Origin of the sequence: Xanthomonas sp. NCPPB 3005 (assembly GCF_041228095.2) — a bacterium.
Classification (GTDB): domain Bacteria; phylum Pseudomonadota; class Gammaproteobacteria; order Xanthomonadales; family Xanthomonadaceae; genus Xanthomonas_A; species Xanthomonas_A bonasiae.
In genome coordinates this window covers 1,035,088-1,057,738 of record NZ_CP166096.2, presented here as the reverse complement: position 1 = coordinate 1,057,738, position 22,651 = coordinate 1,035,088, and the positions used below count along the sequence as shown (strand labels likewise).

Below are 22,651 nucleotides of genomic sequence, written 5' to 3'. Positions count from 1 at the left end.
CGTGGTACTTGAAGAAAGAGGGTCAGCGTCGAGGGCGCAGATGTCGGCGTTTTGTCCAGACATGCCGGCACACGGCACACTTCAGCCAGGCCAGCGGACGCCGCCGACGATGGACGCGTATCGTCGGCGAGCCACGGACATCGCATCGCAGCGGCGGCAGGCCGGAGCGACGCCCGTGGACGCCGCCCCGCGCAGGCGGCAGGCGGCTTGTCGGGTGCAGCGATATTTGCAACCATGCCTGGCTCATGCCGCGTCTGGAGCGCCCTGCTCCAGGGGAACGCGCAGCGCCCGAGCACGACCAGGCAGACGGAGAGACCGATGTCCCTGTTGAGCAAGCGCGACATGCGCTGTGCGCCCTCGCCGCATGCGCGTGCATGACGCTCACCGCCAAGACCGAAGCCCCGGGCCCGTGCCAGCCGCATGTCGCCCAGGTGGCTGCGCACCGCCGCGCCCCCTTCCCAGGAACACGACACGCATGACGCATTCGATCGCCCGCTTGGCCGGCCTTGCCCTGACCCTGGCGCTCGGCGCCGTCCTCGCGCTCATCGCACCGCCGCGCAGCGCCCACGCGCAGAGCGCCGACGAGCATCCGGACTGGCCAGGCAAGGGCCAGCTGTTCGTCGGCGCCAACTATCAGCCGATCGACCGCTCGCCGGAACAGATCCGGCAGGACATCGCGGTCATGAAGGCGGCCGGCTTCAGCATGGTGCGCATGGGCGATCTGTCGTGGGATTCGTTCGAACCGGAGGAAGGCCACTTCACCTTCGACTGGTTCGACGACGTCGTCGCACAGATGCATGCCGCCGGCATCAAGGTCGTGGTCGATATCCCCGGGCAACCGGCGCCGATCTGGCTGCACAAGGCCTATCCCGGCGTGGACCTGGTCAACCAGGACGGCGTGCGCCTGCATGCGGCGACGCGCTACTGGGACAACATCGCCGACCCCGACTACCGGCGCCTGGCGCGGCGCCTGGCCGAGACCATGATGCAGCGCTACGCCGACAATCCGGCAGTGATCGCGCTCGGCTACGACAACGAAATCGGCAACGGCCAGCTGTCCTATTCCGAAGCCGACCGGCAACGTTTCATCGCCTGGCTGAAGCACAGGTACGGCTCGATCGCCGCACTCAACAAGGCCTGGGCCACGCAGCGCTGGTCGCGCCGGATCAACGACTGGGACCAGGTCGACCTGCCCTACGTCAAAGGCCCCGGACCGAACGAGCGCTATCTCGACCTGCGCCGTTTCTGGTCAGACGACACCATCGGCGCGCTCAAGGATCTGGAAGCGGCGCGCAAACGCTACGCGCCGAACCTGCCGGTGGCCTCCAACCTGTGGCCGACCGCACCGACCAAAGGCTTCGACTATCTGCGCTCGTGGGACGAGATCTCCACCTACGGCGCGCAAGGCTTCTATCCCGGCGATCCGGTGACCGCCGCACTCGACGTGATGATGACCCGCGCCGGACACCAGACGCCGATCTGGTTCAACGAGTTCACCGCCGGCGGCGGCGGCTACTACGGCACGCCCGGACGCTCGCGGATGTGGGCCTATTTCGGCCTGCTGCACTATTCGCAGACCTTCCTCGCCTGGACCTTCAACTCGCATATCGGCGGCGAGGAACAGTCCCTGTTCGGCCTGCTCGACCACGACAGCCGGCCGTCCTGGAAGGTCGACGAATTCAAGCGCATCGCCAGCGAGATGAAGACCCTGCGCGGCATGGGTTTCCCGCGCTATGGCAGGCCCGAAGTCGCCATCCACTACTCCTTCGACACCAACTGGCTGACCACGCCGCCGCCCGGCCCCAACACCATGCAGGAGTATTTCAAGGGCAACTACGGAGACCAGGTCAAGGCCGCGTTCGCGCCGCTGTTCGAGGACAACATCGACACCGCGGTGATCGACATCGGCCACGACGCGATCGACAAGTACAAGCTGGTGGTCCTGTCCAGCGCCTACATCATGGACAAGGAAACCGCCGAGGCCGTGCGCAACTACGTGGCCAAGGGCGGTACCGTGATCATGACCGGCTATTCGGCGAAAGTGGACGAAACCGGCAAATGGTTCGAAACCCCGCTGCCGGGCCGGCTGACCGATGTGTTCGGCCTGCGCACCAACGAGTTCTACCGGTCGAAAGCGCCGCTAGAGATCGGCTTCGACGGCGCCACGCTGACCGGCACCGACCCGTACTACGAAGTGCTGGAGCTGGGCACCGCCAAGCCGCTGGCCATGTTCGCCAACACGCCGCAGAAAAGCCCGGCGATCGCGATCAACCGCTACGGCAAGGGACAGGCGATCTACCTCGCCACCGCGGCGCAGGGGCCGTTCATCGCGCCGCTGCTGCGCTCGCTGTATGCGTCCCTGGGCATCGCCCGCGGGCCGCAGACGCCGGCGGGCGTGGTGGCGCGAGTGGTCGACGGGCGCACCTTGTACGTCAACACCAACGACGCCCCGGCCAGCGTGACCTTCCCCGGCAGCAAGACCGGAGTGCTCACGCGCAGGACCTATTCCGGCCGGATCGATCTGGACCCGTTCGGCGTGGAACTGGTGCAGTAAGCCGCATCCAATGCGGCGCCGCCAGGCGCCGAACTCCCCTGGCGCGGTCGGCGCGCCTCATGCAACACGCCCCCGCGACCGCCGCGAGGCGCCGACGCGTCAGCGCTTTGTGTCAACACGTGTCTGAATACGACACAAACCCGCCATGAGGCCACCGCCACCGCTGCCTATCATGACCCCGCGATCACACGCCCGCCTTGCACCCAGCAGCGATGGCCTGCCCGCACCAGTTCCAGGCGGCAGCGGCTGCGTCTAGACTGGCTGAACCCCGTCGCGGCCGCCCTTCAAGATCATGGATATGCAATCCTTCATTCTGGTAGTCGACGACGACCCCGATCTGCGCCGGCTCATCAGCGAGTTCCTGCAAGAGCACGGCTACCAGGTGGAAGCCGCCGAGAATGTCGCGGACATGCGCCGGCTGATGGCCATCCGCCAGCCCGACCTGGTGATCCTGGACGTGATGATGCCCGGCGAGGACGGCCTCAGCGCCGCCCGGCAGCTGGCCAGCGAGCGCGGCGCGCCGGCGGTGATCATGCTCAGCGCGCTGGGCAGCGACACCGACCGCATCATCGGCCTGGAGGTGGGCGCCGACGACTATCTGGCCAAGCCGTGCAATCCGCGCGAGCTGCTGGCGCGGGTACGCGCGCTGCTGCGCCGCAGCCAGGCGGCGACGCTGCCGCCGGAAGCGCGCGGCAATGTCTACGAGTTCGCCGGCTGGCGCCTGGACGTGATCCGCCGCGATCTGCGCGATCCCACCGGCATCTTCATCAACCTCTCCGACGGCGAGTTCGCCCTGCTGCGCACCTTCGTCGAACATCCGCAGCGGGTGCTCAGTCGCGACCAGCTGCTCGACTATGCGCGCGGCCGCGACACCGAGGTCTACGACCGCGCCATCGACAGCCAGATCAGCCGCCTGCGCCGCAAGATCAACGAACGCGTGCAGACCGAACTGATCCGTACCGTGCGCAACGAAGGCTACATGCTGCTGCCGAGCGTCGCCCGCCTGTGAACACGCAGCAACGGGGGCGACGCGGCATGTCGATCTTTGCCCGCACGTTCCTGCTGCTGTTGGCCGCGCTGCTGACCGCGCAGCTGATCGGCATCGCCCTGTTGGTGCTGCGCACGCCGGTGTACGAGATGCCGGTGCATCCGCCGGAGGTGATCGCGCTGCTGACCACCAAGATGCCGGCCGGCACGCAGACGCTGAAGGTGCACGACACCGCGCAAGCACCGCTGCCGGCCACCGGGCAGATCCGCGACCGTTTCGCGGAACGCATGATGACCATGTGGCTGGACGTGGTACCGGACCGGGTGCGCTTCTATCGCAGCGGCAGCCAGAACATGCCAGCGCTGGACTTCCCGCAGGACGAGCAGCGCCCGCCACCGCCCCCGGCCGGAGACGACCGCCCGCCGGGAAGCGGGCCGCCGCCGCCGTTCGCCGATCACGGTCCGCCGCCGTTCGGCGACGCAGCAGGGCAGCAACCGCCGCCGGAAGAGTCCGCCCTCGTCGCCAATGGCGCCGCAAGCACCACAATGCGCGCGATGCGATCGCACTGGCGCGAACGCGGCTTCGCCCCCGAATCCCCGCTGCTGGGCGGCTTCACCGCCGCGCTGCAACAGCCCGACGGCCGCTGGCGCAGCGTGGTGTCGCCACCGCGGCGCTTCTCCACCGCGTTCAAGACCCAGGTCGCGCTGCTGTTCGTGGCCGGCCTGCTGGCGATGCTGCCGCTGGCCTGGTGGTTCTCGCGCGCCCTTGCCGCGCCGATCCGCCGCTTCGCCGAAGCCGCCGACCGGCTCGGCCGCAATCCCAACGCCGAGCCGTTGCAACGCAGCGGCCCCAGCGAAATCGTGCAGGCCGCCGACTCGTTCAACGCCATGCAGGCGCGCCTGAACCGCCTGATCAACGAGCGCACGCACATGGTCGCGGCGATCGCCCACGACCTGCGCACCCCGCTGGCGCGCCTGGCGTTCCGCCTGGAAGGCCTGCAGCCGCCGCTGCGCGACAAGACCATCGCCGACATCGACGAGATGAAGGCGATGATCTCCGCAGCGCTGGATTTCATCCACAACGACAGCCGCCGCGGCACCCGCGCACCGCTGGATTTCCGCCTGCTGGTGGAGAGCGTGGTCGACGACGCCAGCGACACCGGCGCCGAAGTCAGCTTCGTCGCAGGCCAGGCCATCACCCTCGATGGCGACCCGCTGTCGCTGCGACGGATGGTGATGAACCTGCTCGAGAACGCGCTGAAGTACGGCAAGCGCGCGCGCCTGCAACTGCACCGCGACGGTGCCGACTGCACGCTGTGGATCGACGACGACGGCCCCGGCATCGACCCGGCGCAGCACGAGCAACTGTTCCTGCCGTTCTTCCGCGGCGAGAACTCGCGCAACCGCGACACCGGCGGCATCGGCCTGGGCCTGTCGGTCGCGCACAGCATCGTCCTCGCCCACGGCGGCGAGATCACCCTGACCAACCGCCCCGAAGGCGGGCTGCGGGTGTGCGTGGAGTTGCCGTGTCAGGCGGCGGCGACGAGCTGAGGCGGCGGCGGCGTTACGCATCGCGCCGTGATCTTCGGCGCTCCATGCACGACACCAACCAGACTCGTCCAGCAAAACGGCACGCATGCCGTTCCGCCCCAATGAAGCGGCGTTGCGGAGCAACGAGGATCCGAAGAAGCAGCGAGGCGGCAGCCTAGCGGCGTCGATAGATTGGAACAAGCACGAAGTACAAAGGAACCGCCAGAAGCATGAGCACGAGCGCGATCTCGTGTCCGGACCAACTATCGGCCCAGCCGTCGATCAGGCGAGACGAACCGAACAGGCCCGCAAGCACCAGGAGGATTCCAACGAACAAGGCAAGCCTGAGTCCAAGCTGATAGCCCTGAGAAAGCGCGCCGACTCCTCCCGTTTGGTGCTCCACGAGCAAGTAACCCAATCCGATAAAGAGCGCACCCAGCGTGACGAGATAGCTGCGGCAGTAGATCGGCCAGGAAAAGTTGGCGAAAAGCCTGCTGATGACGGTCATCGCTACCCCATGCACGGACTACGCCACGTCACGGAGCGACGTTGGCCTGGATGAATGAGTTGACGGCAACACTAGTTGCTCCCCTCTTCGCCGCCACAACCAGACGATCCGACGCTCAGGTCATCTGAGCCACCTCCGTCCGAAGGCAGATAGAGCGGGTCGATTGTGCCGGGCGAAGCAGGCACATGTGCCTGAGAGGCTGCAAACACGCCACAAACAACTGCACCGACGAGTGGAACCAGCCAAATGAGTGCCAGCTGCCACAAGCGCTGCGCTGGAGAAAAGACAGGGACGCGAAGTACTGCCGCCGACGCGAGGACATTGGCGAAGACCACCACTGCCGACAACAAGAGCGTCACGTTCATTGGAATCCTCAGAAAAAGCCACCGACACCCGAAGACCGCCATCCTTCAAAGCAGATCCTGCTTGATCGAATCGTCAAGCCTCATCTTCACGATCCGCGTATGGCTCCTGGATCCACTCGGCGCCATGACCTTGCCGCGCAGCGTACCAGCCTGGCGACATTTCCGAGAGCTCGCCTACCGTAGGATCTCTCTCGACCATACAGCCGAGGCAAACGAACTTGAGGTCTTCCCGGTCCAACGTGGTTCCGCACAGAAACTGCCAATCGCCGTCGTGATCATGGTAGACCTCACGGACGGGCTGCAGTCCTTCGAGAACCTGCCTGGTGGTGAACACACCTGAATTGATCGGAAGATCGAAAGGCCAGGACAGAAACGCATGCGAGTGGGTCATATGAGATTGAATGAATGAATTATGCTGATTCGATAAGCGGATCCGGACTCGCCATGCCCCCATCTCCAAGCAAGCACCTGCGATCCGGATTCGGCTTGAATGATCTCTTTATAACTATCCTCTAAGACACCTGCTGGCTCCTGCTCAAGAACTTCCAGGCCAGACCCGCAGCGATCAGCTGCGTGACCCCAGCCAGCTGCAGAAGAAGAAGCTTCATCTCTTGCGAATGCGAGAAATAGACGATCTTGCCATGCTGATTGTAGTAATCGATCTGGCCGGTATCGGTCCTGGGCAAGTCAGGACTGTCCGCGATGTAGCCTTACATTACTCGAGGATGCAGATAGAAAAGGAAGAATATCCCGATACGAACAGGGCAACAAAGAGAGACCAGGCGGCGAGTCGCCGGCCGCGGGAATTCTGGGAAACAAAGATAGATTTCTTCATGATAGCGAATACCTGCATGGAGCCGCCCGCAAAGCCGCCTCTACCTGAATGCATCGCTACGGCTCACACAAAAAATCTCTCGACGGCCTCCGCTGACCGACCACCCACGCGCCTGCCGAGGTCATCAACACCGTGCGAATCATAGTGAAGAAGGCGGCCATAGCAAAACAAAGCCACACCATACGCTTGACCCGCCCGGTTGGCTGCCGACGCTCGCCAAGTGACCAAGCGGCTCGAGAATGAAGCGTCAGCCCTTCGTTTCCTTGCGGTCAACCAGCCTGATCCTGTTGCCCTCGACAATCCAGATGGTTCCATTTGGCGCAGCATGAAGTGGCAGACAGCACAACCACAACACAGATGCCGATACCGAAAAGCACGCTAAATTTGGACATGGCATCCAACGCCTGAGTTAGACGATCCGCAAAGCCGGTTTAACTTGCATGGATTGTATGACCCAAGGCGAGCAGAGGCGAACTAGTCGGAGCCAGTCCCGTCAGCCGGTCGCAACGCGCGCCCGACCTTGAGCAGCCAAAGGCCCACCAACAATGCCAGGCCCCCTACAAGCAAAGGTATGAGCGGCTCGAACACGCCTTCTGGCGGATGAGCCATGGCCCAAAGAACGCGAACGACCTGGAAAGCCCCCAGCAAAGCTGCGACAGTTCCGGCCGCCAGGAGAAGAGCCGCCGCAAGCCTTCGAAGCGTTCCCATTGCGTTTGCGCCTGAACTAGGCCAAGCCGCGATGCGGCCCCGGCTGGAATGAGGGGTTGGGCGCGGCGCTGAACCGCACGATGCACCTGCGTGTGACTGGAAGCACTACGGCTCCGGCCGGAAGTTGGGATTGGGTGTGTAGCTCCCGGGAACGATTTCGCCTCGGTCATCCACGCGCCAGGCGCCCTTGATTGCGTGAGGCGGAACCGCGCCATTGGGGTCGTACTGACTCGAGATCTCGTACACCCATCCGCCCGGATTGGCTCTCGCTTCACGGAGCATGCCCTCCGGAAACTCGGGACGCTGTTCCACTGTGCTTTTGGCGAATAAATTTCTGAAAATTTTCATGGAGGCAGGTATCCGAGCCATGCCGCGCCGCAAAGCGGCGTCGAATTGAGAATTGTCAGGCGCAACCATCGAATACCGGCTGGAGGGTAGCCTGTCGCCCGATTACGAGCTCGTCGGCACTAGGGACGTAGCTGGAGGGCCAAGGGCGATCCATCGCTGCCGGGTGGCAGAAAATGTGCGCTGGAGCACCGCTGGCCATGAGCGCCGCTTGAAACAGGCGTGCTCGGCGCAATGCAAGGTCGTGACATCCTGAACCAGTGCACTCTTTTCCATCCGCATAGCCAGCGACCTGATACTTGATATGCGGCACCCGTCGAATCAACTGGAGATTGAGCGCTATTGCTTCCTTCAACAACGTCCGATCTTGAACAGCATCCGCAAGCGAATCGCTCAGCATCGGGCGACCGGGGGCGAATGCGATGCTGGAGAAGTCGATGCTCGTAGCGCCGAGTTGCTGAGGCAACGATAACGCGAGCAAGCAGATGCCGATACCGATACCGCGAATGTTCATGGTGCGTCCAATGCCTGAATTGATTCGACTCGTGGAGTGGATCGGCTTGACGGGACTATTGGGCATCGGCGACGACAAGGCAACCGCTCCCCTCAAAGATGTCGGCAAGAGCCTCCAACAACGCCGAGTACTCGGAAGGCGTCAGCTCAAAGGAGATGCCGAGGAGCTCCAAGCCGCCCAGTGCACCCGCCCCGCCAGGAGCAAACGTGATCTCAGCGTGGTCGCGGAAAAGCAAGAACCGAGAGATGCCGCCATAGCCCGAATTTTCTTGGCCGCACCACTCGACGTGATAGGTATCCATGCCAAGGGAAACGTCTTGCTCGTCGAATTCCAGGGCGCGCTGAAGCATGAAGTAGCATTCGACATCGGACTCGTGATTGGCGAATCCGACCAGATGGAACTCACCCTCGGAGTGGGCCACCGCGACGCTCTTTGCCTCAAACGCGAATGACGTCATTCGGACACCCGAGGCCTGAGTTGAGTCGCACCGTGAACGGCGTCGGTGTGACACCCTGACACAATAAGAACTCAGCAAATCCCGGAGGGTGGAGTTTGGGGACGAAGCCGAAATTTTTGGCCATACGCCCTGCCGCAGTAATCACCTCATCCGATAGATGAGGTGAACCGGTCCAATCTCCAAACCCTGACTCTATGGCTGTCCGGAGAAATCTTGCGTCATACAGATAAATGTCGTAGCTCATAGTCTATGGCGAGCGGCCTAACGCCTGAATTAAGCCGCGCCGCGAAGCGGTGTCGACTTGAATGAATTATTAGAGCCCACCGCGAGCCCTGCTTGTAACCACACCCTGCGGCGCTGACCTCTCTAAAGGAGTGTAAAGGTGACTAATTACTAGAGCGGGAACACCGCGGCTGGCAATTTCAATTAGTCTCGCATCGCTCCGAGCGAGATCTAATCCCGAAGTCAAATGTGCTAGACCCTTGTTGGTGGCGTGAAAAACAGCAAGCAGGGCCTGTTCTGCCTCTGTGCTCTCTCCGGCATATCGCCCCAATGCCTGTTCTGGTGTAACTAACGGGAGCGATCCGCTGGCATTCGAAAAATGCTCAATGCCGATGTCGTCTTTACGCCGCGGCAGCTGGAGATTCTTTAACTCTGTGCCGGCGCGGTTGGAGCAAAGGCCGAGAAATTCGAGCAAGGCGCGGCAGTGGATAAGCCCAGACTCAAATACGGGGTTGGTGAACCCGTAAGAGTTTCCCTCGATAGCAAGACTGCCACTGAAATAAATTTCCATTTCTTTAGGCGAATCCCAGCGTTGTAAGTACTTAAGTGCAACACCAAGCGAGCTCACCGCGCCGAGGCGATAAGGGATCAGCTTCTCAAGCACATAGCCATGATCCATAGTGGACTCTAACGTCTGAGTTAAGGCGTGCCGCGAAGCGGCATCGCCTTGAACGAATTGTTAGCCTTGCCGACCAGTGACATTGAAACCATTGCCTGAGCAGTGGCGTCAGCGCTGTCCGAGGTGGTAAGGACAAACAAAAGCTGATCTTTGTCTTCTGATCGCGACCACGAGTAGGCTGTTGTGCGAGTCTGCGGGGCTTGGGGGCCAAGCGCGGTTGCGTCCTGTGCCGTGGCCACGAGCGGTTCCGGGGCCGTGCCAACCATGTTCGAGAAGCCTGAATGAGCTTGATCAGCGTTGGCGCGCTGAGCGAAAACTGCGCAGACAGAGTCATCTCTGAGCGCGACCACATATGCGGTGGAGGGCGCTACAACGAACCACGCCTTGCCTGGCTTGCCGGCGAGGAAGAACTCCGCCTTCTCTACTGGAGCCTCCGGAGCGCCTATGTCGCTCATGGCTTTCCGCAGAGCGTCCTGCGAGTAGAAGTGCTTCATGCACGTGCCAGCGAAAAGGTCGTTGATGCTGTCCGGCGGCATAGACGCCACAGCGAAGGCCGGAAATAGTGCTGCGACTGCCAGAAGCTTACGCATGATCTGTCTCGGAAGGCTAACACCTGAGTTAAGCCGCGCCGAAGGCGTCGACTTGAATGATTGGTTAGGCCACTGGCCCCGCGCCATACAACTGCTCCCAGTAGTGACCGTAACTCCATGCCTTGGCACCTGAGGATCGGCAGATGTAAGACCTTTCATCAGTACGTAGCTCACTCGTGCACTCAAAGCTGAAATGTGCGCTATGAAAGACATGACCATAGGACTCCTTGACCTCGATTCCTGTGACCTCGAATGCGACATTCATCGATGCATGCAGCAGTGCGTCCGCGGGAATGTTATGCGCCTCCGACTCTTTTAAGAGCCACTCTCGATAGCTAGCACCGGTGCGCATCTCTGGCTTGGAGAGGCCATCAATTGAGGCGGTTCCTTGCAGAAAATCAAACTCCACTACGCCATTCTTCTCCCTCGCCAAGACCGCTAGATCCAGCCCCTCGGGAAGATCCAGGAATCTCTGAGGAAGCATGTTTGCAAAATGTTGAATCACCTTGCGGCGCATGAAGGGGTCTAACGCCTTAGTTAAGCCGCGCCAAAGGCGTCGGCTTGAATGATTAGTTAGGCCTCTCGGACAGCTCAATCCGAGGCGGACCATTGTCGCAAACCAGCTCATAACGACGACCAGCCTCAAATCTGTGCCGAACTGCCGGGTAGCCGTCTATGAACATCCAGCCAGGGCACAGAAATTCTACCTTGTGTGACCCTGGAGAGACCCAAACACCGAAGTGCTGATTGTCCGGCACCGGCTGCCCACCAATCACAAACATGCCACCAACTCTATTCGTAGGTTGCTCTTCCTGCGATTCTCGAAGCACGAGTTCGGCCGCTTGAGGCGACCCACTCATGATCGGGTTAACGGCGCAACCAACGATCAAGGATATTCCCAACGCCAGGGCAACTCTCAACATGCGGTCTAACGCTTGAATTAAGCCGCGTTGCGAAGCAACGTCGGCTTGAATGAGTTGTTAGGCAGTGAGTGGCCGAAACGGCTGAGACCGCAACCGTGCTCCCCAGCACTGCCCGCCTGAGCCGAGTGTGCCACAGCTTGCGGGATGAAGCTTGCGCCGCAATGCCACGGGGCCTGTTGGCTCCAAAGCTAGGCGCTATGAGTGCCGCACAGCAGTGACACGAAATGACAAAGCGGCGGACTGTCCGATGCCAGTTGCGGTGAGAACCACTGTCCGGAGCCGACCGCGTGGGCGCCAGTGAACTGATCGAAGATGAGAGCCCCGATGCTATTGCTCCACTACGGCCTAACGCCTGAATTAAGCCGCGCCGCGAAGAGGCGTCGGCTTGAATGAATTGTTAGGCCGCATCTGGCCCAATGGGATCAATGTAACCTTTGCGGATAAGACTGCTAAGAAGGAACTTTGCAACTTGTTGTTCGCTAAGCCCGCCAAGCTGAGTGGTTTCTTGATCACGATCACCGTAGACAGTGACAAGCCCCTGCTCAATAGAATACTCAGCCTCGTAGGTCTTTCCGTCTTTGTTGATCTCAATCGTGCCCACAGATTCCCCGTGATCTCTATTGCGGCCTAACGCCTGAGTTAAGCCGCGCCGCGAAGCGGCGTCGGCTTGGACGAATTGTTAGGGCCCATCTTCTGGAGCCCGCGCGACGTCGCTTTCGACCTTTCCCCAGTCTATGACGCTCGAGAGCCATGGCCAGGTGCGGTGACCCTGGCGTGCGCTGACGACGAGCCCAAGAACAAGCCCGATGCCCGCCGCTACGACGTTAGGCACGTATGCGGCGCCGAATGTGTAGCCGAAGAACGCGGCGAAGACAACAAGAATGGCGATCCATTGGAGCAGCGGCCAGCGACTTGCCCAGAGCGAGCCGAAGAAAGTGCCAGACCGCGAGCGTGCCGCCAGCAAGTTGACAAGGAAAGCCTTACGTGCGGCAGCTTCATTGCTTGTCATGGGACCTAACTACTATTGGACCGCCTAAAAGCGGTGTTGCACCGAGTATCCACCATCGGAAGAAGTCTGGAAAGAGGTGAATTCCCATTACCTTTCAGCGACTTGCCGGCTCATGGATGGCGGTTCGGCCACAGACAGCGACCGCGTTATCCGACGTTTGCACAGGCGTATGAGTTACACCCGTGACGGTGAAGGCGTAACGGGGTATCTACTCTCGGCAGCGTGGGAGAAACTCCCAGGCCGGCTCCGGCTGCGCCCCTCTCCCTGTGCACCAAGCGGGCGCACGCCGAATAGCATGGGAGTGCGATGCGACGCCGTCGATGAAGCCGCTCTCCGAAGCGAGGCTACGATAGAGGACCGCCAGTTGCATCGACCGCAGTCGTCGCAAACCGATCAGTAAGCAAACTCGCGAAACACCCGATCGATATCGCCCTGCCACGCCCCGTGATACAGCGCCAGCTTGCGCTCGGCCGCGGTCTCGCCGGCGTGCAGGATCTCCACCAGCGGTTCCAGGAAGCGCGATTCGTCCTGACCGTCGCCGTTCAAACGCGCGCGGCGGCGCAGGCCGTCCAGGGCGATCTTCACCGACTCGGCGGCGAGGTCCTGCACGGTGCCGTTGCGGAACGGCAGCTTCAGCGCCTGCTTCGGCACGCCGTCGCGCAGGGCGTGGCGTTCGACCAGGCTGAAATCCTTGACCAGGTCCCAGGCCGCGTCCAGTGCGGCATCGTCGTACAGCAGGCCGACCCAATACGCCGACAGCGCGCACAGCCGCCCCCACGGGCCGGCATCGGCGCCGCGCATTTCCAGGTATTTCTTCAGCCGCACTTCCGGGAACGCGGTGGTCATGTGATCGGACCAGTCGCGCAGCGTCGGCAGCGCGCCCGGCAACGCCGGCAGCTTGCCCTGCATGAAGTCGCGGAAGCTCTGCCCGCTGGCGTCGACGTAGGTGCCGTCGCGGTAGGAGAAGTACATCGGCACGTCGAGCAGGTAGTCGACGTAGCGCTCGTAGCCGAAGCCGTCCTCGAACACGAAGTCGAGCATGCCGGTGCGGTCGGCATCGGTGTCGGTCCAGATGTGCGAGCGGTAGCTGAGGTAGCCGTTGGGCTTGCCCTCGGTGAACGGGGAGTCGGCGAACAGCGCGGTGGCGATCGGCTGCAGCGCCAGCGACACGCGGAACTTCTTGATCATGTCCGCTTCGCTGGCGTAGTCCAGGTTGACCTGGACCGTGCAGGTGCGGGTCATCATGTCCAGGCCGAGCTTGCCGACCTTGGGCATGTAGTTCTTCATGATCTGGTAGCGGCCCTTGGGCATCCACGGCATCTCGTCGCGGCGCCACTTCGGCTGGAAGCCCATGCCGAGGAAACCCAGGCGCAGTTCGTCGGCGACCTGCTTGACCTCGTTGAGGTGGCTGCCCACTTCCACGCAGGTGTCGTGGATGGTCTCCAGCGGCGCGCCCGACAGCTCCAGCTGCCCAGCCGGTTCCAGCGTCACCGAGGCGCCGTCGCGCAGCAGCGCGATGGTATGCCCGCCTTCTTGCACGGGCTCCCAGCCGAAGCGGGTCAGGCCGGTGAGCAGGGCCTCGATGCCGCGCTCGCCGTCGAAGGTCGGCGGGCGCAGGTCGTCCAGGCGGAAGCCGAACTTCTCGTGTTCGGTGCCGATGCGCCACTGCGCTTCGGGCTTTTCGCCGGAGGCCAGCACCTCGACCAGTTCGTTGCGGTCGGTGATCGGCGTTTCGGCAACGTGGCTTGGGCTCGACAAGGGCAGGCTCGCACGGAAGATGAGGCGATGTGGGGATGGAACGCCCGCCTCGCAAGGGCCGCACTATAGCGTGACCGGCGCGAAGCCCACATCGCTACCGGCGGTACTGCAGCATTCCACGGATCCGCCCGGTCGGCGCCAGCGAGAGTGAGACGCAGCACCGCCGGCCGCAGCGCGCTCGGCTAGGCTGCAGGCCTGTTCCCCGCCCTGCAGGCAGCCGATGCGCCCCGCCCACTCCGAACTGCATCGCGCCGATCGCGCCGGCTGGCTGCGCGCCGCGGTGCTCGGCGCCAACGACGGCATCCTGTCGGTGGCCGGACTGGTGGTCGGCGTGGCCAGCAGCGGCGCGCCCGCGCCGGCGGTCCTGGCGACCGGCATCGCCGGCCTGGTCGCCGGCGCGATGTCGATGGCCGCCGGCGAATACGTGTCGGTGCAGTCGCAGGTGGACACCGAGCGCGCCGACCTGGCGATCGAGCGCCGCGAGTTGCGCGAGGACCCGCACAGCGAGCTGGAAGAACTGGCCGGCATCTACCGCCAGCGCGGGCTGGACGCGGCGCTGGCGCGCCAGGTCGCCGAGCAGTTGACCGCGCACGATGCGCTGGGCGCGCATGCGCGCGACGAGCTCGGCATCACCGAGACCCTGCGCGCGCGGCCGTTGCAGGCGGCGGCCGCGTCGGCGGCAGCATTCTGCACCGGCGCGGCGCTGCCGGTCGTGGCCGCGTGGCTGGCGCCGGACGGCCGGCAACTGTGGGTGACCGGCGCGGCGACCCTGGTCGGCCTGTCGCTGACCGGCGCGCTGGCCGCGCGCGCCGGCGGCGCTTCGGGCGTGCGCGGTGCGGTGCGTGTGGTGTTCTGGGGCGCGGCGGCGATGCTCGCCAGCGGCGCGATCGGGCACGTGTTCGGCGTGCATGTGTGAGCGGATGCGCACCGTACTGGGTAGCATCACCGGCATGGCCGACACGTGTTTCCCCGAAGTGCGAGGCGACCGCACGCCCATCGCTCGAAGCGGAACCTGAACTGGAGTACTGAAAATCAACACTGGTACCTTCGTCGTCAACCACATGGGATTTTCCGTTTCATCGCTGGATGAGGCGATCGCGTTCTGGACTGAGGCCATGGGCTTCGAACTTGTCCGCACAGGCGAAATGGGCGGCGATTTCCTGCGCGAGGTGACGGGCGTCGACGATCCTCGTTGCCGCATGGCGCTGGTGGTATCGCCTGCCGGCTTTCCCATCGAACTGCTGGAATACTCGACAGCCCGCACGTTGGGCAAGACACCCGCAAGCGCTGGCGCGATCGGCGCGGCCCATCTTGCCGTCACCGTGACGGATATCGACGTGGCTGTCGCCAGGATCCAGGCGCAGGGATGGCACTTGAAAGGATCTCCGCGACCGATCGAGGCCGGGCCACGCGCGGGAACCGTCGTTGCCTACGTCAGCGGGCCCGACGGGATCACCATCGAGGTCATGCAACCTCCCAGGTAAGAGTAGCTAATACAACGACTGCGCAACCGCCGGCCGGGCGCGTGCAGCGCTCGGAATCCTCATGTCCCCACTTGTACGCTGCAGTTCCTGTGCGCCGCCCGCGCCAGCGTGGCGACTGCTCGCGACGTTTTGTTAGCCACTCTAAAGTCTCATCCGGCATGGCGTGGGGCGCTCCGGTACTTTCGATCGCCGCTGGCTAAAGTGTGTGATGCACTTTGAGGCGATATGCGTCGCTGTCTGAGGCGCGGACGGCCAACCCGCTGGGAAGCGACCTGTGGTGCGCCGAGACCGGCAGTTTGCGGGGCCGGCACCAGCGTAGTCGTGCTGGTCCTGCCGGCTGCGACGTAGCGACCCGGTGCTTTACTCTGAGCACGCGCGCACCGCGCCGCGCTAGTATCACGGCCATGGCCGACACCACTTCTTCCGACGCCTTGCTGCTGGCGCGCCTGGCCAGCCTGGCCGACTGCACGCAGGCCGAGGGCTATGCCTGCATCACCGCGCGTCGCGAACACGGGGCGCGCTCGGTGGATATCCCGCAGCCGCACCTGGCGATCCTGGTGCAGGGACGCAAGCAGGTGCGCACCGCGACACAAACCCTGGACTTCGTGCCGGGCGACCTGTTCCTGGTGACGCAGCGCTGCCGCATTGATGTGGTCAACATCCCGGATCCGCACAGCGGCCTGTACCTGAGCGTGCTGGTGCCGCTGTGCGAAGAAGCGCTGAGCGCGGCGCGCGTGCTGTGGAACGAACCGCTGCCCGCTGCCGGCGCGGAACTGGCGCGGCTGCGCGCCGAGGAGTTCGGCATCACCCTGCTGCAATGGCGGCAGGCGCTGCAGGACGGCCGTTACACCGAGGCGCGGTTGGCGCTGGCGGCCCTGGTGGTGGCACTGTGCCGGCGCGGCCACGGCGGCCTGTTGATGCCGCCGGCGCCGAGCGTGGCCGCGCAGGTGCGCGACCTGGTCGTCGCGCAGCCGCAACGCGCCTGGCGCTCGCGCGACATCGAAGACAGCCTGGGCCTCAGCGGCGCGACCTTGCGCCGACACCTGGCCAGCGAAGGCACCTCCTTGCGCGAACTGCTCGCCGATGCGCGCCTGGCGCATGCGATGCAGCTGCTCTACACCACGCGCTGGCCGCTGAAGACGGTCGCCGCGCACGCCGGCTATCGTTCGGTGCGCAGCTTCAGCCAACGCTTCCAGCAACGCTACGGCCTGGACCCGTCCAGCATCGGCAACTGAGCCGCGTCGGCGCTGAGCGCCGCGCGCAGCGGAATGAGCGAATCGCGCAGCGGCGCAGGCGCAGCATGCCGGTACCGCGGCGCCTGCCGCTCTGCCAGGAAGTCCCCATGTCCATGTTCCCGTTGCGCGCGCTGTGCGCGCTGGCCCTGAGTGCCAGCGCGGCGCTGACGCTGCCGTCCCCCGCCGATGCCGCCGCGCCGGCCAGCAGCCAGACGCAGGTGCCCGGCGTCTATCGCCAGGCAATCGGCCGGTTGCGCGTCACCGCCCTGTTCGACGGCACCGTGGCGCTGCCGCGCGCGCAACTGGCGAACATCGCCCCGGAGGCGATCGCGCGCCTGCTCGACCATCGCTACGTGCCGGAAACCGCCAAGGGCCTGCAGACCGCGGTCAACGCCTACCTGATCCAGGACGGCACGCACCTGACCCTGGTCGATACCGGCACCGCCACCTGCTTCGGCCCCGGCCTGGGCCAGGTGCTGGCGAACCTGCGCGCGGCCGGCTACGCGCCGGCGCAGGTGGACGACGTGCTGCTGACCCACGCGCACCCGGACCACATGTGCGGCCTGCTCGATGCGCAGGGACAGGCGGCCTATCCCAACGCCACGGTGTGGCTGAGCGCGGCCGATGCCGCGCACTGGCTGGATCCGGCCAGCGAAGCGAGCGCACCGCAGATGCTGAAGTTCGCGTTCCCGCTGGCGCGCGCGGCGGCCGCACCGTACCAGGCCAAGGACCGGCTGCGCCGCTTCCGTCCCGGCGATGCGTTGCCCGGCGGTGCGGTGGCGCTGGATACGCACGGACATACGCCCGGCCATGTGTCCTACCGGTTCGACGGCGGCGATGGCCAGCAGGTGTTGGTGTGGGGCGACCTGGTGCACTACCACGCGGTGCAGTTCGCGCAGCCGCAGGCTTCCTACGAAGCCGACAGCGACCGCACGGCGGCGATCGCCGCGCGCAGGCGCACCATGGCCCAGGCCGCCGACGGCGGCTGGTGGGTGGCCGGCGCGCATCTGCCGTTCCCGGGCCTGGGCCATGTGCGCCGCGACGGCGACGCGTTCGCCTGGGTCCCGGCCGAGTTCGCGCCGTTGCCGGCCACACCTTGAGTGCGACCTTCTCCCGGTGGGAGAAGGGAACAACTGCTAGCCCCTCTCCCACCGGGAGAGGGGTTGGGGTGAGGGTCCGGCGCAAAAGCGACTCGCGGAGTTGGGTGCACGAGGCTACGCCCGTACCCTCATCCGCCCCTGCGGGGCACCTTCTCCCGGTGGGAGAAGGGAACAGGCACTAGCCCCTCTCCCATCGGGAGAGGGGTTGGGGTGAGGGTCCGGTGCGAAGCGACTCGCGGCGTTTGGAGGCGCGAGGCTACGCCCGTACCCTCATCCGCCCCTGCGGGGCACCTTCTCCCGGTGGGAGAAGGGAACAGCTGCTAGCCCCTCTCCCACCGGGAGAGGGGTTGGGGTGAGGGTCCGGCGCAAAAGCGACTCGCGGAGTTGGGTGCACGAGGCTACGCCCGTACCCTCATCCGCCCCTGCGGGGCACCTTCCCCCGAAAAGGGGGCCATGGTCCCGGCGGGAGAAGGAACAGCCGACTAGCCCCTCTCCCGCCGGGAGAGGGGTTGGGGGTGAGGGTCCGGCGCGAAGCGACTCGCGGTGCTTGGATGCATGAGAATGCGCCCGTACCGGCATCCGCCCCTGCGGGCGCTCGGCATCGCGCATGCGATGCAGCCAACGCAGACAGAACGGACGCGTCCGCCGCTCGCGATCGATCGCAGGCAGCGCCTGCGCAGAAGACGCCGGAGGTCCGGCGCCGCCGCGCTCACGCCGTGGCGGTCGGCTCCGTGTCCAGCCCCAGCCAGCCGCCGACGATGGCACGCGCTTCGTCCACGCCCTGGCGGGTCTCGCCGGAAAACAGCTGCACGCTGACGGTGTCGCCGAAGGAGCTGGACAGGTCCTTGCGCACCTGCTGCAGCGCCTGCGCCTGCTGGCCGCGGCCGAGTTTGTCGGCCTTGGTCAGCAGCGCATGCGCCGGCAGTCCGCGCTGCACCGCGTAACCGAGCATCTGCCGGTCGTAGTCCTTCAGCGGGTGGCGGATGTCCATCACCACCACCAGGCCGCGCAGGGCCTCGCGGGTGCGGAAATACTTGTCGATGAACGACTGCCAGTGCGCCTGCAACTCCAGCGGCACCTTGGCATAGCCATAGCCGGGCAGGTCCACCAGATAGCGCTCGGGCTGGATCTGGAAGAACACCAGCTGCTGGGTGCGGCCGGGGGTCTTGGACACGCGGGCCAGCGCGTTCTGCCGGGTGAGCGCGTTCAGCGCGCTGGATTTGCCGGCGTTGGAGCGGCCGGCGAAGGCCACCTCCCAGCCCCCGTCCTCCGGCAGCTGCCGGGGATTGTGGGCGGAAAGCAGGTATTGGGCACGTTCGATGAGCAGCGACATGGCGCTAGGATCGCACGTCCGCCGCTCCTGGCGGGGTTCGTTGACCGGCAGGGCGCCGCGCGGGGATAATCGCGCGAGTGCGGTCGCCGGCCTGGCAGCCGCGGGTCGGGTCACACGGAGCTTCAGCTAATGCGCCACGCTCGCGTTCTTGCCTTTGCCGGTCTAGCAATTTCCATCGCCGCCGCGGTCGCGTTCGCGCAGACCTCGGTGGTTCCCATTCCCGACAACGCGCCGGTGCGTACCGCGCCGCTGGAAGGCGACGTCGGCAAGGTCGCCTGGGGCGATCCCAAGGCCGGCCAGGCCAAGGCGGCGGCCTGCGCCGCCTGCCATGGCGCCGACGGCAACCCGTCCCTGGCGATGTATCCGCGCATCGCCGGCCAGAGCGAACGCTACAGCGCGCGGCAGATGGCCCTGATCGCGCACGGCGAGCGCACCTCCGGCGCAGTCGCGGCGATGCTGCCGTTCGTGCAGCCGCTGAGCGCGCAGGACATGCGCGACATCGGCGCCTACTTCGCCACGCAGAAGGCCGGTGCCGGCATCGCCGACGACGCGGTGGTCAGCGAAGGCCCGTACGCCGGCATGAAGTTCTACGAGGTCGGGCAGCAGCTGTACCGCGGCGGCGATCCGGCGCGCGGGATTCCGGCATGCATGGCCTGCCACGGCCCCACCGGCGCCGGCAATCCCGGCCCGGCGTATCCGCACCTGGGCGGCCAGCATGCCGACTACGTGGCGCGGCGCCTGCAGGAGTACCAGTCCGGCACCACCCAGGAACGCGACCCGGCCCTGTTCAAGATCATGGCGCAGGTGGCCAAGCCCTTGACCGAGCAGGAGATGAAGGCGTTGGGCAGTTACCTGCAGGGCCTGCACGACCGCGCCGACGACGCGGCCGCGGCGCAGGCCGCGCCGGCGCCGGTCTCGCCGCAACAGGCGGCGCCTGCGCAACAATCCTGAGCGTGCGCCGCCGTCGCGGCGCCGCACCGCTTCCCCCTCGCGCCGGTCGTCACGACCGGCGTTCGTTTTTTGCCATGGAGATCGCATGAACCGTCTGCCCCGCCTGCTGCTGTGCCTGCTCACCCTGTTGCCGCTGAGCGCCTGCGCGCAGCCCAAGACCGCCGCCCTGGTCGAAGGCGAGGACTACGCGCTGATCGCCAAACCGCAGCCGTTCGCGCCGCTGGCCGGCAAGATCGAAGTGGTGGAGGTGTTCGGCTACACCTGCCCGCACTGCGCGCACTTCGAGCCACTGCTGGAAGAGTGGACGCGCAAGCAGGGCAAGGACGTGCGAGTGACCCTGGTGCCGGCCGCGTTCGGCGGTTTCTGGGACAGCTTCGCCAGCGCCTTCTATGCCGCGCAGAAGCTGGGCGTGCAGACCCGCAGCCACCACGACCTGTTCGAGGCGATCCACGACAAGCACAGCGTGCCGGTCCAGAACGTGGCGCCGGAAGAGCTGGCCGCGTTCTATGCCGCATACGGGGTCAAGCCGCAGGACTTCGTTGCCGCCTACAGCAGCCCGCAGGTGGCCGCGCAGGTCAAGGCCGCGCGCGACTTCGCCGCGCGCAGCGACATCCCCGGCACCCCGGCGCTGGTGGTCAACGGCAAGTACCTGGTCAAGGGCAAGAATTTCCAGGACATGCTGCGCATCGCCGATGCGCTGGTCGCTCGCGAGCGCGCGGGCAAGTAATCCCGCGCGAACCCGCAACACGGCGCTTCATCCACGCCATGGCATCATGCCGGGGTTGCCTGCCACGCGTTTCGGCGCGGCAGGCGTTTTGCCCCCCATCCTGCTGGAGATGTCGCCGATGAAGACCCGCTTCGCCCTGACCCTGATGGCCCTGCTGCCGATCCTGGTCGCATGCAAGGCCCAGGACGGCTCTGCCGACACCGTCGCCCCGGCTGCCGACGCGCCGGCCGCAGCGCCGGCGGCGCCCGCCGCCAGCGACACCGCGCCGGCCGCCACTGCCGAAACCGCCTCCACCCCGACGACCGATGCCGCTGCGCAGCCTGCCGCCGATACGCCGGCCGCGCCGGTCGCGGCGCGTGCGCCGAGCGGAGCCGAGCCCGTCGCCGGCACCGACTATGTCGACATTGCGGGCGGCCAGCCGTTCCAGCCGACCAATGGCAAGATCGAAGTGGCCGAAGTGTTCGGCTACGTGTGCCCGGCCTGCGCGCGCTTCCAGCCGCTGATCGGCCCGTGGAAGGCCGGCCTGCCGTCGGACGTGCACTTCGTCTACGTGCCGGCGATGTTCGGCGGCCCCTGGGACGACTATGCGCGTGCGTTCTACGCCGCCGAGGCGCTGGGCGTGCAGGAAAAGACCCACGAGGCGCTGTACAAGGCGATCCACGTCGACGAGACCCTGAAGGGCGAGCGCGGCCGCGATTCGGTGCAGGACATCGCCGGCTTCTACGCCAAGTACGGCGTGGATCCCAAGCAGTTCGCCGACACCATGGGCAGCTTCGCGGTCACCAGCAAGACCAACCGCGCCAAGCAGTTCGCCGTGCGCAGCGGCATCAGCGGCACGCCGTCGCTGATCGTCAACGGCAAGTACCTGGTCAAGGGCAAGAACTACGACGACATCCTGCGCATCGCCGATCACCTGATCGCGCGCGAGCGCGCGGCGCTGGCCAAGTAAGCTCCCGCTCCCACCAGGCCGCTCTGCCGTGACCGCCCCCGCCACCCGCACGCTGCGCGTGCTCACCGCCAATATCCAGGCCGGCTCCAGCACGCGCCGCTACAGCGACTACGTGACCCGCAGCTGGTCGCATGCGCTGCCGGCGGGAAGCAAGCGCAGCAGCCTGGATGCGATCGCGCAGCTGGCCCGCGAGCACGACATCGTCGGCCTGCAGGAAAGCGATCCGGGCAGCCTGCGCTCGGGCTTCACCAACCAGACCCACTACCTGGCCGAGCGCGCCGGCTTCAACTACTGGAGCCACCAGCCGAACCGGCGCATGGGCGGCGTGGCCTCCAGCGCCAATGGCCTGCTCAGCCGGCTGGAGCCGGTCGAAGTGCAGGACCATCCGCTGCCCGGCCGGCTCGGCGGGCGCGGCGTGCTGCTGGCCAAGTTCGGCGACGGTGCGGAAGGATTGGCGATCGCGGTGGCGCACCTGTCGCTGGGCGCCAACTCGCGCGCCTCGCAACTGGCGTTCATCGCCGAACTGTTGTCCGACCATCCCAACGCGGTGCTGATGGGCGACTTCAACTGCGTCGCCGACCGGCCCGAGATGCAGGCCCTGTACAAGCGCACCCGGCTGCAACCGCCGGGCTGCGTGGTACCGACCTTCCCCAGCTGGCGCCCGCAGCGCGCGATCGACCACATCCTGGTCAGCGACGGCCTGCGCTGCAACGAGCAGCGCGCGCTCCCCGCCGCGTTCTCCGACCACCTGGCAGTGGCGACCGAGATCGAAGTGCCGCAGGCGATGCTGCGCTAGCCAGCTGCTGCGTTTCCTGTGCGCATGCATTGGCGGTGCGGCGGCGGCATTCCCTGTAGGAGCGGCTTCAGCCGCGACCGGGCTTTACCGGT

Annotated in this window: 21 protein-coding genes and 1 other RNA gene; 13 read left to right on the top strand and 9 right to left on the bottom strand. The window is 65.5% G+C overall.

Translation table 11 applies throughout. The features are described from left to right. The first annotated feature begins 475 nt into the window (after positions 1-475). The 3 genes from AB8810_RS04585 to AB8810_RS04575 all read left to right on the top strand — a co-directional run bounded on the left by AB8810_RS04585 (position 476) and on the right by AB8810_RS04575 (position 5,092). Positions 476-2,554 (top strand): beta-galactosidase, encoded by a 2,079-nt coding sequence (locus AB8810_RS04585; RefSeq protein WP_369915687.1) that lies wholly within the window; start codon positions 476-478, stop codon positions 2,552-2,554. A gap of 292 nt (positions 2,555-2,846) precedes the next feature. Beyond that, on the top strand, positions 2,847-3,563 hold the full coding sequence (locus AB8810_RS04580) for a response regulator (RefSeq protein WP_038237819.1): 717 nt from the start codon (positions 2,847-2,849) through the stop codon (positions 3,561-3,563). A 26-nt stretch (positions 3,564-3,589) separates the two neighbouring features. Continuing rightward, entirely contained in the window at positions 3,590-5,092 is a 1,503-nt protein-coding gene (locus tag AB8810_RS04575) for an ATP-binding protein (RefSeq protein WP_369915686.1), read from the top strand. 154 nt (positions 5,093-5,246) lie between these two features. Here AB8810_RS04575 and AB8810_RS04570 read toward each other — a convergent pair whose 3' ends face one another. Next, positions 5,247-5,579 carry a hypothetical protein gene (locus AB8810_RS04570; protein ID WP_369915685.1) on the bottom strand — a complete coding sequence of 111 codons (333 nt, stop codon included), beginning with the start codon at positions 5,577-5,579 and terminating at the stop codon, positions 5,247-5,249. A 321-nt stretch (positions 5,580-5,900) separates the two neighbouring features. On the opposite strand from AB8810_RS04570, the gene AB8810_RS04565 reads away from it, so the two are divergent. Further along, positions 5,901-6,284: a hypothetical protein gene (locus AB8810_RS04565; RefSeq protein ID WP_372530415.1), complete on the top strand. Its 384-nt coding sequence runs from the start codon at positions 5,901-5,903 to the stop codon at positions 6,282-6,284. Positions 6,285-7,890: 1,606 nt separating this feature from the next. Here the strand turns inward: AB8810_RS04565 and AB8810_RS04560 are convergent. From AB8810_RS04560 to AB8810_RS04530, 7 genes are all read right to left on the bottom strand, one after another. Further along, positions 7,891-8,346 (bottom strand): hypothetical protein, encoded by a 456-nt coding sequence (locus AB8810_RS04560; protein ID WP_369915682.1) that lies wholly within the window; start codon positions 8,344-8,346, stop codon positions 7,891-7,893. Positions 8,347-8,401: 55 nt separating this feature from the next. Continuing rightward, on the bottom strand, positions 8,402-8,803 hold the full coding sequence (locus AB8810_RS04555) for an Imm10 family immunity protein (protein ID WP_369915681.1): 402 nt from the start codon (positions 8,801-8,803) through the stop codon (positions 8,402-8,404). A gap of 313 nt (positions 8,804-9,116) precedes the next feature. Beyond that, positions 9,117-9,704, bottom strand: a complete 588-nt coding sequence (locus AB8810_RS04550) for a hypothetical protein (RefSeq protein WP_369915680.1) — start codon at positions 9,702-9,704, stop codon at positions 9,117-9,119. Between the two features lie 20 nt (positions 9,705-9,724). Continuing rightward, positions 9,725-10,294 (bottom strand): hypothetical protein, encoded by a 570-nt coding sequence (locus AB8810_RS04545; RefSeq protein WP_206257385.1) that lies wholly within the window; start codon positions 10,292-10,294, stop codon positions 9,725-9,727. 64 nt (positions 10,295-10,358) lie between these two features. After that, positions 10,359-10,811 (bottom strand): hypothetical protein, encoded by a 453-nt coding sequence (locus AB8810_RS04540; RefSeq protein ID WP_369915679.1) that lies wholly within the window; start codon positions 10,809-10,811, stop codon positions 10,359-10,361. A gap of 1,085 nt (positions 10,812-11,896) precedes the next feature. Beyond that, the gene (locus AB8810_RS04535; protein ID WP_369915678.1) at positions 11,897-12,226 is read right to left on the bottom strand and encodes a hypothetical protein; all 330 of its coding nucleotides are present in this window, start codon (positions 12,224-12,226) and stop codon (positions 11,897-11,899) included. A 393-nt stretch (positions 12,227-12,619) separates the two neighbouring features. Beyond that, the gene (locus tag AB8810_RS04530; protein WP_369915677.1) at positions 12,620-13,984 is read right to left on the bottom strand and encodes a glutamate--cysteine ligase; all 1,365 of its coding nucleotides are present in this window, start codon (positions 13,982-13,984) and stop codon (positions 12,620-12,622) included. Positions 13,985-14,204: 220 nt separating this feature from the next. Between AB8810_RS04530 and AB8810_RS04525 the strand changes: the two genes are divergently transcribed. From AB8810_RS04525 to AB8810_RS04505, 5 genes are all read left to right on the top strand, one after another. Further along, positions 14,205-14,900, top strand: coding sequence for a VIT family protein (locus AB8810_RS04525; protein WP_191825285.1), 696 nt, complete (start codon positions 14,205-14,207; stop codon positions 14,898-14,900). A 145-nt stretch (positions 14,901-15,045) separates the two neighbouring features. After that, a complete protein-coding gene (locus AB8810_RS04520; RefSeq protein WP_191825284.1) occupies positions 15,046-15,468 on the top strand; it encodes a VOC family protein in 423 nt (140 codons plus the stop codon). Between the two features lie 61 nt (positions 15,469-15,529). Further along, positions 15,530-15,606: non-coding RNA, sX9 sRNA (locus tag AB8810_RS04515), on the top strand. Positions 15,607-15,872: 266 nt separating this feature from the next. Continuing rightward, positions 15,873-16,703: a helix-turn-helix transcriptional regulator gene (locus tag AB8810_RS04510; RefSeq protein ID WP_206257381.1), complete on the top strand. Its 831-nt coding sequence runs from the start codon at positions 15,873-15,875 to the stop codon at positions 16,701-16,703. A 107-nt stretch (positions 16,704-16,810) separates the two neighbouring features. Beyond that, entirely contained in the window at positions 16,811-17,803 is a 993-nt protein-coding gene (locus AB8810_RS04505) for an MBL fold metallo-hydrolase (RefSeq protein WP_369915676.1), read from the top strand. Positions 17,804-18,512: 709 nt separating this feature from the next. Here the strand turns inward: AB8810_RS04505 and yihA are convergent. Next, positions 18,513-19,136, bottom strand: a complete 624-nt coding sequence (gene yihA / locus AB8810_RS04500) for a ribosome biogenesis GTP-binding protein YihA/YsxC (protein WP_179567262.1) — start codon at positions 19,134-19,136, stop codon at positions 18,513-18,515. Between the two features lie 129 nt (positions 19,137-19,265). Between yihA and AB8810_RS04495 the strand changes: the two genes are divergently transcribed. The 4 genes from AB8810_RS04495 to AB8810_RS04480 all read left to right on the top strand — a co-directional run bounded on the left by AB8810_RS04495 (position 19,266) and on the right by AB8810_RS04480 (position 22,559). Beyond that, positions 19,266-20,087: a c-type cytochrome gene (locus AB8810_RS04495; RefSeq protein WP_191825281.1), complete on the top strand. Its 822-nt coding sequence runs from the start codon at positions 19,266-19,268 to the stop codon at positions 20,085-20,087. Positions 20,088-20,172: 85 nt separating this feature from the next. Next, on the top strand, positions 20,173-20,814 hold the full coding sequence (locus AB8810_RS04490; RefSeq protein ID WP_191825280.1) for a thiol:disulfide interchange protein DsbA/DsbL: 642 nt from the start codon (positions 20,173-20,175) through the stop codon (positions 20,812-20,814). A 118-nt stretch (positions 20,815-20,932) separates the two neighbouring features. After that, complete coding sequence (locus AB8810_RS04485; RefSeq protein ID WP_191825279.1) at positions 20,933-21,763, top strand: thiol:disulfide interchange protein DsbA/DsbL; 831 nt, start codon at positions 20,933-20,935, stop codon at positions 21,761-21,763. Positions 21,764-21,791: 28 nt separating this feature from the next. Then, positions 21,792-22,559, top strand: a complete 768-nt coding sequence (locus AB8810_RS04480; RefSeq protein ID WP_179567270.1) for an endonuclease/exonuclease/phosphatase family protein — start codon at positions 21,792-21,794, stop codon at positions 22,557-22,559. Positions 22,560-22,651 lie beyond the last annotated feature (92 nt).